10 protein-coding genes are annotated in these 16,767 nt (G+C 49.3%); 7 read left to right on the top strand and 3 right to left on the bottom strand.

From position 1 onward, the window contains the following. The first annotated feature begins 176 nt into the window (after positions 1-176). Positions 177-4,496 (top strand): DNA-directed RNA polymerase subunit beta', encoded by a 4,320-nt coding sequence (rpoC, locus tag C5O19_RS22955; protein WP_104715734.1) that lies wholly within the window; start codon positions 177-179, stop codon positions 4,494-4,496. A gap of 109 nt (positions 4,497-4,605) precedes the next feature. On the opposite strand, the gene C5O19_RS22950 is transcribed toward rpoC, so the two are convergent. From C5O19_RS22950 to priA, 3 genes are all read right to left on the bottom strand, one after another. After that, positions 4,606-4,857: a hypothetical protein gene (locus tag C5O19_RS22950; protein WP_094815089.1), complete on the bottom strand. Its 252-nt coding sequence runs from the start codon at positions 4,855-4,857 to the stop codon at positions 4,606-4,608. Positions 4,858-4,954: 97 nt separating this feature from the next. Beyond that, positions 4,955-6,130 carry a DUF1624 domain-containing protein gene (locus tag C5O19_RS22945; protein ID WP_104715732.1) on the bottom strand — a complete coding sequence of 392 codons (1,176 nt, stop codon included), beginning with the start codon at positions 6,128-6,130 and terminating at the stop codon, positions 4,955-4,957. A gap of 54 nt (positions 6,131-6,184) precedes the next feature. Continuing rightward, positions 6,185-8,680: a replication restart helicase PriA gene (gene priA, locus C5O19_RS22940; protein ID WP_104715731.1), complete on the bottom strand. Its 2,496-nt coding sequence runs from the start codon at positions 8,678-8,680 to the stop codon at positions 6,185-6,187. 148 nt (positions 8,681-8,828) lie between these two features. Here priA and C5O19_RS22935 point away from each other — a divergent pair, with 148 nt between their 5' ends. The 6 genes from C5O19_RS22935 to C5O19_RS22910 all read left to right on the top strand — a co-directional run bounded on the left by C5O19_RS22935 (position 8,829) and on the right by C5O19_RS22910 (position 16,748). Beyond that, the gene (locus tag C5O19_RS22935) at positions 8,829-9,545 is read left to right on the top strand and encodes an RluA family pseudouridine synthase (RefSeq protein WP_094815083.1); all 717 of its coding nucleotides are present in this window, start codon (positions 8,829-8,831) and stop codon (positions 9,543-9,545) included. Positions 9,546-9,569: 24 nt separating this feature from the next. Then, a complete protein-coding gene (trpC, locus tag C5O19_RS22930; protein ID WP_104715730.1) occupies positions 9,570-10,370 on the top strand; it encodes an indole-3-glycerol phosphate synthase TrpC in 801 nt (266 codons plus the stop codon). A gap of 49 nt (positions 10,371-10,419) precedes the next feature. Further along, on the top strand, positions 10,420-11,067 hold the full coding sequence (locus tag C5O19_RS22925; RefSeq protein ID WP_104715729.1) for a phosphoribosylanthranilate isomerase: 648 nt from the start codon (positions 10,420-10,422) through the stop codon (positions 11,065-11,067). A 168-nt stretch (positions 11,068-11,235) separates the two neighbouring features. Beyond that, a complete protein-coding gene (locus C5O19_RS22920; protein ID WP_104715728.1) occupies positions 11,236-11,850 on the top strand; it encodes an RNA polymerase sigma factor in 615 nt (204 codons plus the stop codon). Between the two features lie 167 nt (positions 11,851-12,017). Further along, positions 12,018-13,088 (top strand): FecR family protein, encoded by a 1,071-nt coding sequence (locus tag C5O19_RS22915; RefSeq protein WP_104715727.1) that lies wholly within the window; start codon positions 12,018-12,020, stop codon positions 13,086-13,088. Between the two features lie 216 nt (positions 13,089-13,304). Then, on the top strand, positions 13,305-16,748 hold the full coding sequence (locus tag C5O19_RS22910) for a TonB-dependent receptor (protein WP_243406486.1): 3,444 nt from the start codon (positions 13,305-13,307) through the stop codon (positions 16,746-16,748). The last annotated feature ends 19 nt before the right edge of the window (positions 16,749-16,767 follow it).

Raw genomic sequence — 16,767 nt, 5'->3', positions numbered from 1 at the left:
GTTTGAAATCTAAAGCAGTCGGTTCACGTTACCAGTAAAATAGCATTGGAATAAGGGATATCCCTAGCGATTTGAAAGTTGGTAAAACCGCTTTCTGATCCCGATGGTTAAAGGCTGATTGATTCCTTTGAAAAGCCTAATACAGCATCATTTTCATTCCAAAACCATATTTGAAAATGTCATTAAAGAAAAACAAAAAACTAAATAGCGACTTCTCGAAGATCACTATTAGTTTGGCGTCTCCCGAATCAATTCTCGAGAATTCGTTCGGTGAAGTGACCCAGCCCGAAACGATCAACTACCGGACTTACAAACCCGAAATGGGTGGTTTGTTCTGTGAGCGGATCTTCGGTCCCGTAAAAGACTGGGAGTGTCACTGTGGCAAATACAAGCGGATTCGCTACAAAGGCATCATCTGCGACCGTTGCGGAGTGGAAGTAACCGAGAAGAAAGTACGTCGCGAGCGGATGGGTCACATTGAACTGGTGGTTCCCGTTGCTCACATCTGGTACTTCCGCAGCTTGCCTAACAAAATTGGCTACCTGCTCGGTATCTCTTCCAAGAAGCTCGACCAAATTATTTACTACGAACGGTACGTGGTCGTTCAACCCGGTGCTAAAGCTGAAGATGGCGTTCAGACGCTCGACTTCTTAACGGAAGACGAATACCTGGACATCATTGACAAGCTGCCCCGCGAAAACCAGTTGCTGCCCGACACCGACGCGAACAAGTTTATCGCGAAAATGGGTGCCGAAGCCCTGGAAATGTTACTGTCACGTATCCAGTTGGATGAGCTTTCATACGAACTGCGTCACTCCGCTGCTAACGATACGTCACAACAACGGAAACAGGAAGCCCTGAAACGTCTGAAGGTAGTAGAAGCCCTTCGTGACGCAAAGACCCGTATCGAAAATCGTCCCGAGTGGATGGTAATCCGTATGGTACCGGTAATTCCTCCCGAACTGCGTCCGCTCGTCCCTCTGGACGGAGGTCGTTTTGCTACGTCTGATTTGAACGACTTATACCGTCGGGTAATCATTCGTAACAACCGTCTGAAACGTCTGATCGAAATCAAGGCTCCCGAAGTAATTCTCCGGAACGAAAAACGGATGTTGCAGGAAGCCGTGGATTCGCTCTTCGATAACTCACGGAAAGTAAACGCCGTTCGTTCCGAAGGTAACCGTGCGCTGAAATCACTTTCAGACATGCTGAAAGGTAAGCAGGGTCGTTTCCGTCAGAACTTGTTAGGTAAGCGGGTTGACTACTCCGGTCGTTCGGTAATCGTAGTAGGTCCTGAGCTGAAATTGCACGAATGCGGTCTTCCTAAAGATATGGCGGCTGAGTTATTCAAGCCGTTTATCATCCGCAAACTCATCGAGCGTGGTATCGTGAAAACGGTAAAATCAGCGAAGAAAATCGTAGACCGGAAAGACCCCGTCGTTTGGGACATTCTGGAAAACGTATTGAAAGGTCACCCTGTACTGCTGAACCGGGCTCCAACGCTGCACCGTCTGGGTATCCAGGCTTTCCAGCCCAAGCTGATCGAAGGTAAAGCGATTCAGTTGCACCCACTGGTTTGTACGGCATTCAACGCTGACTTTGACGGTGACCAGATGGCCGTTCACGTTCCCCTAGGACATGAAGCCGTTCTGGAAGCCTCTCTGTTAATGCTGGCTTCGCACAACATTCTGAACCCGGCTAACGGTGCTCCGATTACGGTACCTTCTCAAGACATGGTTCTTGGTCTGTACTACGTAACCAAAGGCCGTGTGCATACGCCCGAATATCCAATCGCTGGCGAAGGCATGACGTTCTACGGTGCGGAAGAAGTAATCATCGCCGTGAACGAAGGACGTATCTCGAAACACGCCAATATCAAATGTAAGGTACGGGTTCGTAATGAAGATGGTACGTTCGAAACCAAAATCATTGAAACTGTAGCGGGTCGTGTACTCTTTAACCAGGCCGTTCCTGAAGAAGTAGGTTACCTGAATGAATTGTTGACGAAGAAAAAACTGCAACAAATCATTTCACACGTCTTCAAAATTGCTGGTGTAGCCCGTACGGCTCAGTTCCTGGATGACATCAAGGAATTAGGTTTCCGGATGGCATTCAAAGGTGGTCTGTCGATCGGTCTGAATGATATTAAAATTCCGGAAGTAAAAGACGAATTACTCGTTGGTGCGGAAGGTGAAGTTCAGGGCGTGTGGGACAACTACTACATGGGTCTGATCACGGATAACGAGCGTTACAACCAGATCATTGATATCTGGACGCGGGTGAACTCGAAAATCACTGATACGCTGATGAAGCAACTCGAGACCGATCAGGGTGGATTTAACTCCATCTACATGATGATGCACTCCGGTGCCCGGGGTTCTCGGGAGCAGATTCGTCAGTTGGGTGGTATGCGGGGTCTGATGGCGAAACCTCAGAAGAACTTACAAGGTTCGGTTGGGGAAATCATCGAAAACCCGATCCGTTCGAACTTTAAAGAAGGTCTGGACGTATTGGAGTACTTCATCTCTACGCACGGTGCCCGGAAAGGTCTGGCGGATACGGCTTTGAAAACGGCCGATGCTGGTTACTTGACCCGTCGTCTCCATGACGTAGCTCAGGATGTGGTTATCAACGAAGAGGATTGCCAGACGCTGCGGGGTATTACGATTTCAGCATTGAAAGAAAATGATGACGTCGTTGAACCGCTGTCGGAACGTATTCTCGGTCGGGTAACTACGTATGATGTCGTTGATCCTTTAACGGGTAATACGATTGTTCACGCGGGTGAAATCATCGATGAAGATAAAGCCAAGCATATCGACGAAACGAGCATCGAAAGTGTGGAAATTCGTTCGGTACTGACTTGCGAAACCCGTAATGGTGTTTGTGCTAAGTGTTACGGACGCAACCTGGCAACGGGCCGTCTGGTTAACATTGGTGAAGCCGTTGGGGTTATTGCTTCGCAATCCATCGGGGAACCTGGTACGCAGCTGACGCTTCGTACGTTCCACGTAGGGGGTACTGCTCAAAACATTGCTCTGGATGCCAGCATCCGGGCCAAGTTCGACGGTATCGTACGATTCGAAGAATTACGGACGCTGGAAACGCAACGTCCAACGGGTGAAGATACGCTAGTCGTCATGGGCCGTTCAGGCGAACTTCAAATCATTGGAGCTCCCGGAACGACGTATGCGGGTCAGGTATTGATCGCCAACAACGTTCCTTACGGTGCGTACCTGAGCGTGAAAGATGGCGAAACAGTAACGAAAGGCCAAGAACTTTGTGCCTGGGATCCGTATAACGCCGTCATCTTGAGCGAAATCAGTGGTAAGGTAGAATACGAAGCCATCGAAGATGGTCTGACGTTCAAAGAAGAATTCGATGAAACGACGGGCTTTAAAGAGAAGGTAATCGTAGAAAGCCGTGACCGTACGAAAAACCCGACGGTTTGGGTGAAAAATGATTCCGAAGATGGCTCACGTGGGTATAATATGCCCGTAGGTGCTCGTCTGGCGGCAGAGGTTGGAGCAGAAATCAAACCAGGTCACATCCTGGCCAAGATTCCTCGTTCCGTAGGTAAAACCCGTGACATTACGGGTGGTCTGCCCCGGGTAACGGAATTGTTCGAAGCTCGTAACCCGTCGAACCCGGCGGTTGTTTCTGAAATCGACGGCGTAGTAACGCTGGGAGCCGTGAAACGCGGTAACCGTGAAATCTTCGTTCGTGGTAAGGATGAAACCGAGAAAAAATACCTCGTATCTACCTCGAAACACATTCTCGTTCAGAACAATGACTTCATCAAGGCGGGTCTGCCGCTTTCCGATGGAGCCATCACTCCGGCCGACATTCTGTCCATCAAAGGACCGACCGCCGTTCAGGAGTATCTGGTGAATGAAATTCAGGAAGTTTACCGTCTGCAAGGGGTAAAAATCAACGATAAACACATCGAATGTATCGTTCGTCAGATGATGCAGAAAGTGGAGATTATCGATTCAGGCGACACCAACTTCCTGGAAAACCAAGGTGTAGATAAGTGGACGTTCCGTAGCGAAAACGATGCGATCCTAGATCGTAAAGTGGTTATCGACGCGGGTGATTCGGCTAACGTAAAAGTAGGTCAGATCATTACCGCTCGTCAGCTACGCGATGAAAACTCCTCACTGAAACGTCAGGATAAAGCACTGGTACTCGTTCGCGATGCCATGCCAGCCGTATCCCGTCCGACGTTGATGGGTATCACGCAGGCGTCTTTAGGTACGGAATCCTTCATCTCTGCGGCGTCGTTCCAGGAAACGACGAAAGTACTTTCCGAAGCTGCCGTACGGGCGAAGGCCGACCGACTCGAAGGTCTGAAAGAGAACGTGATCGTAGGTCACCTCATTCCGGCCGGTACGGGGGTACGTCGCTACCAGGATCTGTTAGTAACGAATCCCGAAGAAGGCGAAAAATTCACCGAAACCAAGACGTCTTCCCGCAAGCGGAAAGAACTGGCGTAAGCTGAATAATCGATAAATGAAAAACCCCGATTGGTCTGACCAGTCGGGGTTTTTTAGTTGTTGGTTTTTAGTTGACAGCTTAAGAATTACTTGTACAAACCACCAACAACTATTTTTTCTTAGTATGTTTTTCCCGTTCGCGGGCTTCCTCTTCATCCAAAATCTCATCTACTTTCTGTTTTTCCAGGGTAGATGCTTTGGTTTCATGGGTGGCATCGCCTTCTCCATCGGCAACGGTATCCACAATCGGCATTTCACCCGTACGCTCTACTTCCGTTAATTCGGGCGTTCCTTCGGGCAGCTCAGCCGTTGGGACTGATTCTACATTAGGGTCTTTAGTATTCGCTGAATGACGGCTCATGATTTTTTCGTGGTTGGTTGAGCCCTCATCAGTAAAAAGGTCGTTCCAAAGTACGCTTTTCCCCAGTAGGGATAAGGTGATCAAAGGGGGACTACTATTACAAATAACGCCAGATTGCATGCGTTTGCCGTTGCTTAAAGGCGGCGTAACGCTTACAGAGTGGATAGAAAAAAGCAACCACGCCCAGCCAAACCAGGTAGACACCTGCTAATGAAAGTCCAATATTCGGTTCAATACCTGCGGTGCCATTCTGAAAGTTAATCTTCGCCCAGGGTATTCCCTGGTACAGATGCACCAGAATGGCCAGCGAATGAAGAATATAAAAGTGGATGAGGTAATAAAAAAGCGGCACTTTGCCGTAAATGCTCATCCAGCTCCAGCGTGGTTTACGTTCCAGAAAAGCCAGTAACAACAAAGCCGGCCCCGTCGTCATGAGTGCGTACAGCAGCGAAGGCGGGTACTTAGTGGTGTTGAGAAAAGAAAGCAAGGTGACACCCGGCGAGGTCTGCGGTTGCCAGGGAGCGGGATCGCCATACGTATTCACCAACCGTAGTAGGATAAAGGTCAAAACTAACCCTGAGCCCAGATATAGTAGCTTCTTTTGTCGCTGCACCGACGAGGCGTCCCTTCGATACCAGCTCCCCAACGCGTACCCGCAAAGCATAATGCCGACCCAGGCTAGAAATGGATACAAATTCAGGAGGAGTCGTTCCGGCGATAGGGGAATGGGACCGGGTTGGTGCAGCAGAAAAAGAACGGTTTCTGCCGTAGAACCTTTGGGGAAAGTTAAGCCGTCGAGTGCATTATGCCCCGCAACAATGCCTATCCCCAGGCCCGCTATTGCCCAGAGCGGCAAGCCCAGAAGTGCACTCAAAAGGATAAACCCCATGCCCGTAGCCCAGATAACCTGTAACGTGAGGAACGAAAACTTCACATCGAACCAAAGTCCGAAGGTAATAACGGTCAGTTCCAGAAAAATTAACCAGAGCCCGCGACTCAATAAAAACCAGCGTTGCTGAGCCCGCGTTTTCTTCTGTCCGGAAAGGTAGGCGGATAGCCCAGCTAGCAGGATGAAATTAGGAGCACAGAAATGCGTGACCCAGCGGGTAAAGTAGAGAATGTAAGAAGGCTGATTTAAATCCAGTGGATTGGAAAAAAAAGCATTAACGTGCAAATATTCCCGCGTATGATCCAGGGCCATGAGAATCATGATCAGGCCCCGGACCACATCAATGCTTTCGATACGAACCCGTGCTAAAGGTGAGGCTGACATAGGTAGAGCGGTCAATGAAAGATTTAGTATAATCCTGATTGTCAGTAATATGCGTTACACGGGGTCTACATCAATGACAATACTAATCCCTTTAAACTCCTTCGTCGTTACGACCTCCTCAATCGTTTCTTTTACAAATTCCTTAATGGCTTTCAAATTCAGATTTCGCTCGAACTTTAACAGTACGTCAAACAGAAACTGATTCCGAATACGCTCAACCAAGGGTGATTCCGGACCTTTCACCCGGTCAGTACCTACTTTTTGCAGTAACAAGGTTGCCAGTTTCTGAGCTGCGGCCTGAGCCGTTTGCTGTTCCAGATGACGAGTGGTCAGCCGAATAATGCGGGTAAAGGGTGGATAGCCGTAAGCCTGCCGTTCCTCGATTTCTTCGGCGTAGAAACCTTCGTAATCATTATGAATGATCTTGGCCAGAATGGGATGCTGGGTATTGTTGGTTTGGATCAGTACGCGCCCGGCTCGTTCTTTACGTCGTCCCGCTCGTCCGGATACTTGGGTAAGCAACTGAAAGGACCGTTCGGTAGAGCGAAAATCGGGAAAATTGATCATTCGGTCCGCATCGAAAATGGCGACCAGACTAACCTTATCGAAATCCAGACCTTTCGAAACCATTTGCGTACCCACCAGCATATCCGTTTCACCCTGTTCAAAATCGGTGATCATTTGCTGAAAAGCCGTTTTCGAACGCGTCGTATCTAAATCCATGCGTTGAATGCGGGCGGCAGGAAAATGCAACTGTAAATCTTCTTCCAGCTTTTCGGTACCAAAGCCCTGCGTACGGATTTTCGTACTGCCGCAAGCCGGGCAGGTACGGGGCAAGTGTTCTTTATGGCCGCAGTAATGGCAGCGAAGTTCGCCGTCGCGTTGGTGGTAGGTCAGGCTTACATCGCAGTTATCGCATTTAGAAATCCAGCTACAATCGTCGCAGGTCAGGTAAGGCGAATAGCCGCGTCGGTTCTGAAACAGAATGGTCTGCTCTTTTTTCTCCAGGTTTTGTTCCAGTTGACGTAGTAGTTCACCCGAAAAATCACCTTTCATTTCCCGGTTTTTTCGGGCCTGTCTGATGTCAATGAGTTCAATCGCGGGCAGAGCCGCATTCCCAAACCGTTCCTTCAATTGTACCAGTCCATACCGACCCTGCTGCGCGTGGTAAAAGCTTTCGATGGAAGGCGTGGCCGAGCCCAGTAGTACTTTAGCTCCCTGCATCCGGGCAATAACCAGGGCCGAATCGCGGGCGTGGTAGCGGGGAGCGGGATCGTACTGTTTGTAGCTGGCTTCGTGTTCTTCGTCCACAATGATCAGACCCAGACTGTCGAAGGGAAGGAAAATGGCCGAACGAACACCAATGACAAACTGAAAACGCCCGGACAGTACACCTTTCCAAACTTCCACGCGTTCATTATCCGAAAATTTGGAGTGGTAAATGCCCACCCGTTCCCCAAAAATTTTCTTCAGTCGAATGACAATCTGCGTGGTCAACGCAATTTCGGGCAACAGATATAGCACCTGAGAACCACTCTCCAGAGCCTGTTCAATCAGGTGAATGTATACTTCCGTTTTTCCCGCTCCCGTAACGCCGTGCAGCAATACCGTATCTTTTTCCTGAAAAGCCTGCGTTACTTCCTGTACGGCTCGTTGCTGCGGCTCGGACAGCGTAGGCATCGTAGCGATGGTACCGGTATCCTCCGCAAAGCGACTGACGACCACATCAAAACTTTCAAAAATGCCCTTCTTGAGTAAGGTTTCCAGGGAAGAATCCGAAAGCTCGTCATTCCGGGAAAACGTGGATTTGGGGGTACCTTCCGTATTCTTTTCCGGATCGCGTAAGGCCGGTACGTAGCGGAGGTATTCCAGGAGAATATCCAGTTGCTTGGGTGACTTTTCGAGTTGCCCAATGAGAGCCTTCAGGTTTTCTGGATCGGCGTAGAACGACGTCAGCCGAATTTTACGAACGACCTTGGGCGAATATTTTTCGCGTACTTCTTCAAAGACAATAATGGCCCGTTTACCAATCAGTGACTTGATGAGGTGATACACGTTTTTAACATCGGCAAAGCGAGCGAGTTCGTCGTAGGTCAGCGATTGCTTGGCCTTGATTTCCTCCACAATTTCCTTCTCCCGGGCCGTCAGCAAATCGGGGTGTTCGAAATCCGGGTTGTACTGTACTTTCGACTGGCTGGAAATTTTCAATCCCGAAGGCAAAGCTACGTTCATCACTTCGCCAATGTGGCACATGTAGTACTCTGAAATCCAGCTGAACAATTCTAGTTGCCAGCGGGTGACCAGCGGCGTTTCGTCGAGTACTTCCAGAATATATTTGGCCTGATATTGTTTGGGCGGCTGCGTGTGCACCCGGGCAACCAGGGCGGTAACAATTTTCGTTTTACCAAACTGAACAATGACGCGGGCACCAATCTGAATTTGTCCGGCAAATTCGCGGGGAACGCGGTACGTAAATAAGCGGGGGACGGGAATCGGCAGAATGACGTCGGCGAACTGGGTGACTTCTTCCTGAAAATCGAGTTGATTCATACTACCAAGTTAAGACGAATGCCGGTGGAGGCATGCGGATTGCCGAATTTTAATTCCCGCTCCGCGAAAACCGCTTCGGCCATTCGTCGCATATCGTATCATTTCTACCTGAGAATGTGTAACTTTGTTCTTTTCCCAAGTACACTCCATGGCAAAACCATTTAATGTCGTCTACGAAGACAACCACCTGATTATCGTCAACAAAGCCGCCGGCGTGTTGGTGCAGGGGGATCAAACGGGTGACAAGACTCTTTCCGATTACGTTAAAGACTACATCAGCGTAAAATACAATAAACCCGGAGCCGTATTTCTGGGTACGGTACACCGTCTGGACCGCCCAGTGAGTGGTCTGGTCGTGTTTGCCCGTACCTCGAAAGGACTCGAGCGGATGAACGAACTCTTCCGTCGTCGGGACATTCAGAAAACCTACTGGGCAGTAGTGGGCAAACGCCCCGAGCAGAAAAGCGGTAAACTTACGCACTGGCTCGTGAAAGACGAAGCCCGAAACGTAGTAACGGCCTACGATTACGAACGACCCGGTTCTCAGAAAGCGGAGTTGACCTACAAGCTAATTGGCGAAATGAACCACCACTTTTTACTGGAAGTAAATCCGGTAACGGGTCGTCCGCATCAGATTCGCGTACAGTTGGCTTCCATGGGTTGCCCCATTCGCGGGGACCTGAAATACGGGTACCCCCGGCCGAACCCCGATGCCAGTATTAACCTGCACGCTCGCCGCCTGTACTTTATTCATCCCATCAAGAATGAACCGATTATCTGCAAAGCGGCCGTACCCCAAAATTCGTTCTGGGAAGAATTCCTGGAATTTGATGAAGAAGTAAACGAAGCTATTTTTCACGGATAACCAGTCAGTACCGCATCTACCCCTATGAATATTCTTGAAAAGATCGTTCTGCACAAAAGAAAAGAAATTTCCCAGGCCAAAGCCAACATTGCAGCCCGCGAACTGGAGTTGTTTCCCGCTTTTAGCCGTACCGGAAATTCGCTGAGCGGTCAGTTACGGAAAGAAAACTCCACGGGAATCATCGCCGAGTTTAAGCGTAAGTCACCCTCGAAAGGTACGATCAACGATCGGGTACAGGTAGAAGAAGTGACCCTGGCCTACGCTCAGGCCGGAGCCGCGGGATTATCGGTATTGACGGACGAAGAGTTTTTCGGCGGAGATGCCGACGATTTAAAGCTGGCCCGTAAATCAAACCCCCAAACACCGATCTTACGCAAGGATTTCATCGTGGATGAGTACCAGATTCTGGAAGCCAAAGCCTGGGGTGCCGACGTTATTCTGTTGATTGCCGCCTGCCTTAGTCCCGAAGAAATCAAGCACTTAGGGCAGTTTGCTCAATCCCTGAATCTGGAAGTACTACTGGAAGTACATGATCAAGAAGAACTCGAACGCAGCCTGAATCCGTATCTGAATCTGGTAGGCGTTAATAACCGGGATCTGAAAACGTTTCAGGTTTCAGTCGATACCTCGCTGCAACTGGTTGAACAAATCCCCAATGAGTTTGTTAAAGTGTCAGAAAGTGGCCTGAGCAGTGTGGAGACGATTCATCAGTTATACGCAGCCGGATACCGGGGCTTCTTGATTGGAGAAAACTTCATGAAAACGCCCGTTCCCGGAAATGCTCTCGCTGACTTGGTGGGAGGCTTGCAATACGTAACCTTATAGCGTACTTACAGTTTTTCCCCTTTGTTGAACCTATAAATCCGAGACACCTATGCGAATTAAAGTATGCGGAATGAAAGATGAGGAAAACCTTCGGGACGTACTCGAGTTACAACCGGATTACGTAGGGTTCATTTTTTACGAAAAGTCGCCCCGTTTTATGGGGGAGACGCTTGACGCCGAGGTGGTCAAAGATCTGCCGAAGTCCAGTCGAAAAGTGGGTGTATTTGTCAACGCCAGTATCGATCAGATTCTGCGTACGGTGAAAAAATACGGATTGGATTTTGTGCAGTTACACGGTGAGGAAACACCGGATTTTTGCCGGAGTCTTCAATTTAAAGGGATTAACATTATTAAAGCTTTTCGGGTAGATGAGACATTCAATTTTACACAACTGAATAATTATAAACCCGTTTGTGATTACTTTTTGTTTGATACGAAAGCGGCGGCTTACGGTGGCACCGGTCTTTCCTTCGACTGGCGTTTGCTAGAGCGATACGATAACGAAAAGCCTTTTTTCCTGTCGGGCGGTATTGGCCTGGAAGATGCCGAAACGATTCTGGAACTGAAAGAACGTAGTAACCTCCGGATTCACGCCGTTGATGTCAATAGCAAATTCGAGACGCAGCCCGGTATTAAAAATGTCGAAGCACTTCGGGCATTCATCGAACGACTGAAAGTGGAAGCGATTGAAGCCTAAGAGTGATTGAGTAAGTACTAGAAAAACCGCCTTTTCGTACGTTCGGGAAGGCGGTTTTTTGTGAAAAGTCAAAATGTTCCGTACAATTCATAGGTGAAATAATTATATTTAATGTCTTTTTAGCAGCTGCATTAGCTACCCATCGGCTATTATTACCCGGCTCTACCAATGAAAAAGAAAGTGGACTTATCTGAACAGGAGCAGAACGAGCTTTGGCTACGCTTTAAAACCGGGGATGCCGAGGCCTTAGGCGTGTTGGCTCGTTCGCACTTCAGGCTACTTTTTAACTATGGCCTTCAGTTTACAAAAGATCGGGAATTCATTAAAGATGGGATTCAGGATTTATTCTTAGAATTATGGAGCCGACGGGAAGGCCTCCGCGAATCACCTTTCGTAACGATTTATCTACTAAAAGCCCTTCGTAATAATTTACTGCGAAAACTTCGGCAGGATAAATGGCTCCTGGAGGCTGAATCCGTGGAAAGCCAGGATGTACCCGACTGGCTGACGCCCGAAAGTCAGACGATTCAGTGGGAGGTTTCCCAGGAAAATCAGGATCGACTTAAAGCAGCATTGGCTCAATTATCGCCGCGTCAGCAGGAAATTATTTTTCTACGCTTTTACGAAGGCTTAAGTGCAGAGGAAATCACGGAAGTTATGAAAATCAATCCGCAGTCGGTTTATAATCTGCTGCATTCAGCACTCAAACAACTAAAGACTTCCTGGATACCTGAGTCTAATCTTTTCTTTCTGGCCTTGTACCAGCTTTTGTCGGCGAATTGAAAGCTGCCAACTATGAGTTCTTCTTCCTAACAAACCGGGTTTTACCGAGGACCAATGGGCCATCCGTGAAGACTTTGCGGGCATTTCACTATTTTTTATAAAATTTTTACAAAAACATCAGTAGAACTAGGGGAGAAGGTACTGTTTCATACAGTAACGCCTCAACTATGGATTATTCTTCATACGGAGCAAACGCATTTGCCCAGGATTATTCCTTTCAGCAGTGGATACTGAAGAAGGCCCAGCCGGAAGAGCAAGCCTTCTGGGAAACGTATTATGCCACGCACCCCCAGCAGCAGGCGGCCATGACGCAAGCCCGTAACTGGATTCTTTCGTTGCACGAAGCGTATGAAGACGTGGCGGAAGAAGAGGTGGACGAAGAAATGAATCGATTAGTCGAAACCGCTCGACAGCGTACGCCGCGTCGCTTGATCAACTGGCCGCGTATAGTCTCCAGGGTAGCGGCGGTACTGGTGCTGGGTTTAGGGGTAGCAGGCTGGCTGTTTTATCAATCTGGACGAGAAGAAACGGCATCGCTGGTCAGTCAACGGTTCGAGGAGGTTCCCTTCTGGGAAAAGGAAAACACCGGATCACGGCCCTTATTGCTTTCGCTCGACGATGGGAGTACCGTACTTCTACAATCCCAGAGCCGGATTCGGGTACCCAAATCGTTTGATCCGGCCCGGCGGGAAGTCATACTGGAAGGAGAGGCCTTTTTTGAAGTCGCTAAAAACCCGAAGCAACCCTTTTTTGTATACGCTCAGGGACTGGTAGCCAAGGTGCTCGGTACGAGTTTCAACATCATTGCTCGGAACCGGAATGTAACAATAATTGTGAAAACAGGCCGCGTAGCCTTGTTCCCAGATAAAGAGAAGGAAGCCGCCCAGGCGAGTACGGAGCTAACTGGCCTAGTACTGACACCCAATCAGCAATTGACGTATCAATCCGATCAGTTGAAGTTTACGAATGTTCAAACGCCCGAGTATTTACCCTTGCCCATTCAGAAACTGAATTTTGATTTCAAGCGAACGCCCTTATCGCAGGTATTTGCCACCTTGGAAAAGGCCTACGGCGTCACCATTCGCTATGATAAAGAAACACTGGGTAACTGCCAACTGACGGCTTTGCTCGGGGATGAGCCGCTTTCAGAAAAAATGAATTTAATCTGCCGTACAGTAGAAGCTAGTTATACCCTAACCGATAGTCTGATTACCGTGAAAGGGCAGGGCTGTCGTTGAAGAAACCTTTCTGCTTAATCTCTAAACCTATATACGCTAAACCTCTTGCTTAATCTATGAAGTAGTGCTGCTTGCCTGACCAAAAAATCGGCGAATGCTGGAACATTCGCCGATGGTCTTTTCCCTTCATTTTTCGGTCGACCGGAACATCCGCTGGAACGGATGGAAGGGATTGTATTTGCTAATTCTGGAGAACCAACAAACCCGTTCAAATTTATGGTAAAACGTAGACATTCCTGTCGGATTCTGCTGAAAATCATGCGAATCGCTCTACCACAATTCATTCTGGCCACTGTCTTTGCTACGCTTTCACTGGCGAAAGACGGCCGTGCCCAGGAAGTACTTAATCAAAAGATTACCGTGCATGTTTCCAATCTTAACATGGAAAAAGCACTCGAAAAGATTGAACAGACGGCCGGTATACGGTTCATGTACAGTCCCCAGCTCATTCAGGCCAATCGACTTATTTCTTTGAATGCCAACGAAGAAGTTCTGCTAACGGTACTCGAACGATTGCTGCGTCCGAATAACCTCACCTACGAACTGATCGATCATCAGGTTATTCTCCGGCGGGTCAACACTACGGAAGAGCTGGTCGACGTAGCCCCGAAAGATCGGATCATCAGCGGTACCGTCGTTGATGAGAAAGGGCAGGCCATTCCCGGCGTAAACGTTCAGATCAAAGATCGGAACCGGGGTACGACGACCGATAGCAAAGGGAAGTATAAACTTTCCGTACCCGAATCGGGGGCCATTCTGGTGTTTTCATCCATCGGATACCAGGGGGGAGAAGTGGAAGTCGGTAGCCGGTCCGTTGTCGATTTTACGATCAAGGAAACGACGCAGGCCCTTACGGAAGTAGTGGTCATCGGTTACGGAACCCAGCAAAAGCGGGATTTGACCGGGGCCGTATCCCAGATCAAAGCAGCCCAGATTGAAAACGAAAATCCGAATACCGTACAGGACATGCTCCGGGGAAATGCGGCCGGTTTGAACGTAGGGTACGATGCTTCGGCGAAGGGTGGGGGTGATTTACAGGTACGCGGTCGGACTTCGCTCAATGCCAGTTCTTCGCCCTTGTTAGTCGTCGATGGCGTCATTTACTATGGGGCTTTGTCAGACATCAACCCCAATGATATTGAAACGCTGGATGTCCTGAAAGATGCCAGTTCGGCCGCCGTATTCGGAGCAAAAGCGGCCAGCGGCGTTATTCTGATAACGACCAAACGGGGCAAAAGTGAAAAACCAACCATCAGTGTAGACGGAAATGTGGGTATCAGTACGGTCGCTCGCAATCAGCCCGTATACGGGCCGGAAGGCTACGTACGCTGGCGGGAAGATGTGCTGAAAAGCCAGAACGTAACTGCCAAGCCGTACCAGTTTTCCAATCCGGATAACTTGCCTTCGGACGTGCCTTTACAGCAATGGCTGGGTTACGACGGGTCAACGGGTAACCCAACGGACGTCTGGCTGAACCGCCTGAAATTTCAACCGATTGAGATTGAAAACTACAAGGCCGGACGGTCGGTCAACTGGTACGATAAAGTGTTCCAGGCGGCCCGTCGGCAGGATTACAACGTCAGCATTTCCGGAAAGAAAAACGACATTTCGTACTACTATTCGTTGGGGTATCTCAACAACGAAGGGATCATCACTGGCGATAAGTTTTCGACCATTCGTTCCCGGTTCAATTTAGAGGGTAAAATCGCTTCCTTCCTTTCTGCTGGGATCAACGCCCAGTTCTCCGACCGGGATGAAAGTCAGGTAGCCGCCGACTGGACGCAGATTACCAAAGCCTCGCCCTACGGTTCCGAATACGATGCTCAGGGCAATTACCGCTGGAGTCCCCAGGACGATCCCGGCGGCGGTAGTCGCCACCCCTTTCTGTCCATGAAATACACCGATCGGCTTCGCAAATACAATACGCTGATCTCTACGCTATTTGCTAAGGTGACCTTGCCGCTGGGAATTACGTATCAGGTCAATTTCACGCCCCGGTTTGAGTGGTACCGGAACTTCAACCACGAATCGTCCAAACACCCCGAATGGGCCAACGTGGGCGGACGGGCTTCGCGGGAGCAGAACATGGTGTACAACTGGCAGGTTGATAACTTATTCAAGTGGAACAAAACGGTTGCCGACATCCACAACTTCGATGTGACGATGCTGATCAACGCGGAGAAATTTCAGAGCTGGAACAACAGCATCCGCAATAACGGTTTTGAACCCAGCGATAACCTGGGCTATCACCGCGTCGAGGCTGGTATCAATCCCATCGTGAGTAGTAATGATGAGTACAGTACCGCCGATGCCCTGATGGGACGACTGTTCTATTCACTCAAGCAAAAATACCTGCTGACCTTATCCGTACGCCGGGATGGCTATTCGGCGTTCGGGCAGGCCAATCCACGGGCCTGGTTTCCTTCGATTGCGGGGGGCTGGGTATTCAGCGATGAAAATTTCGCCAAAAGCTCCTGGCTCAATTACGGGAAGCTGCGACTGTCCTGGGGCATCAACGGGAACCGGGATATTGGTCGGTACGTCGCCCTTTCTGATCTGACGACGGGGAAATACCTCATGGTTCGCAACGACGGAACGGTGTATCAGGTATCCCAGCTCTACGTGAACCGGATGAACAACAAAAACCTGAAATGGGAAAAAACCACAGCCTATAACTTTGGTCTGGATTTCTCGCTCTTCAACGGCAAGCTGGATGGTTCGCTGGAAATGTACCGCATGTCTACTCAGGATTTGCTGGTGCAACGGACGCTGCCCGATATTCTGGGTTTTAGTTACGTCTGGGATAACCTGGGTGAAGTACAGAACAAAGGGATGGAAGTTAACCTGAACGGTCGGATTCTTCAGCAGCAGAATTTTTCCTGGCGGGCTAGTGTCAACTTCTCGCTTAACCGTAACAAAGTGGTGCATCTCTACGGCGATAAGATCAACGTAACGGACGCGAACGGCAACGTAACCGGGCAGCGGGAGGCCGATGATATTTCGAACCGCTGGTTTATTGGCCAAGCGCTGGACCGCGTCTGGGATCAGAAAGTGGTTGGCGTCTGGCAAACCTCCGAAGCCGAGGAGGCAGCCAAGTACGGCGTACGACCCGGTGATTTCAAAGTACAGGATGTCAACGGCGATTATAAATACACGGATGCCGACCGTCAGTTCCTGGGGTACACGGCACCGCGATTCCGCTGGACCTTACGTAATGAATTTACGCTGTTCAAAAACTTCGACATCTCTTTTATGATGTACTCGTACTGGGGACACGTGAGTTCGTTTAATATCGCCAAAAATCAGGGCTTAGCCGATCGAACGTCTTCGTACGTGTTTCCGTATTGGACCGCGGAGAACCCTACCAACGACTACGCCCGGCTGGCCTCCAGCAATGGAAGTGCCAACTTCAGCGTCTACCGCAAGAAGTCATTCGTTCGACTGGACAATATTTCCATGTCCTACAACCTCCCGAAAGCACTGATTCAGAAAGTGAATATGCAACGGGTACGGGCTTATTTCTCGGTTCGAAACGTAGGATTCTACGCTCCCCAGTGGAACTACTGGGATCCGGAAAACGGCTTACGGGATTCGGATAACAACGCCATCACCGGACCTACCCCACGAACCTATACGCTGGGATTAAATCTGACTCTGTAAAAGCCTCTAGACGAAACAC

This window comes from Siphonobacter curvatus, from assembly GCF_002943425.1.
Classification (GTDB): Bacteria; Bacteroidota; Bacteroidia; order Cytophagales; family Spirosomataceae; genus Siphonobacter; species Siphonobacter curvatus.
This window is presented reverse-complemented; position numbering and strand designations above follow the sequence as displayed.

Bases quoted from the DNA above. Each gene is read 5' to 3' on its own strand.
- C5O19_RS22920 (WP_104715728.1), top strand. From the start codon at position 11,236: ATGAAAAAGAAAGTGGACTTATCTGAACAGGAGCAGAACGAGCTTTGG.
- C5O19_RS22945 (WP_104715732.1), bottom strand. From the start codon at position 6,130: ATGTCAGCCTCACCTTTAGCACGGGTTCGTATCGAAAGCATTGATGTG.
- priA (WP_104715731.1), bottom strand. From the start codon at position 8,680: ATGAATCAACTCGATTTTCAGGAAGAAGTCACCCAGTTCGCCGACGTC.
- C5O19_RS22935 (WP_094815083.1), top strand. From the start codon at position 8,829: ATGGCAAAACCATTTAATGTCGTCTACGAAGACAACCACCTGATTATC.
- C5O19_RS22950 (WP_094815089.1), bottom strand. From the start codon at position 4,857: ATGAGCCGTCATTCAGCGAATACTAAAGACCCTAATGTAGAATCAGTC.
- C5O19_RS22915 (WP_104715727.1), top strand. From the start codon at position 12,018: ATGGATTATTCTTCATACGGAGCAAACGCATTTGCCCAGGATTATTCC.
- C5O19_RS22910 (WP_243406486.1), top strand. From the start codon at position 13,305: ATGGTAAAACGTAGACATTCCTGTCGGATTCTGCTGAAAATCATGCGA.
- trpC (WP_104715730.1), top strand. From the start codon at position 9,570: ATGAATATTCTTGAAAAGATCGTTCTGCACAAAAGAAAAGAAATTTCC.
- rpoC (WP_104715734.1), top strand. From the start codon at position 177: ATGTCATTAAAGAAAAACAAAAAACTAAATAGCGACTTCTCGAAGATC.
- C5O19_RS22925 (WP_104715729.1), top strand. From the start codon at position 10,420: ATGCGAATTAAAGTATGCGGAATGAAAGATGAGGAAAACCTTCGGGAC.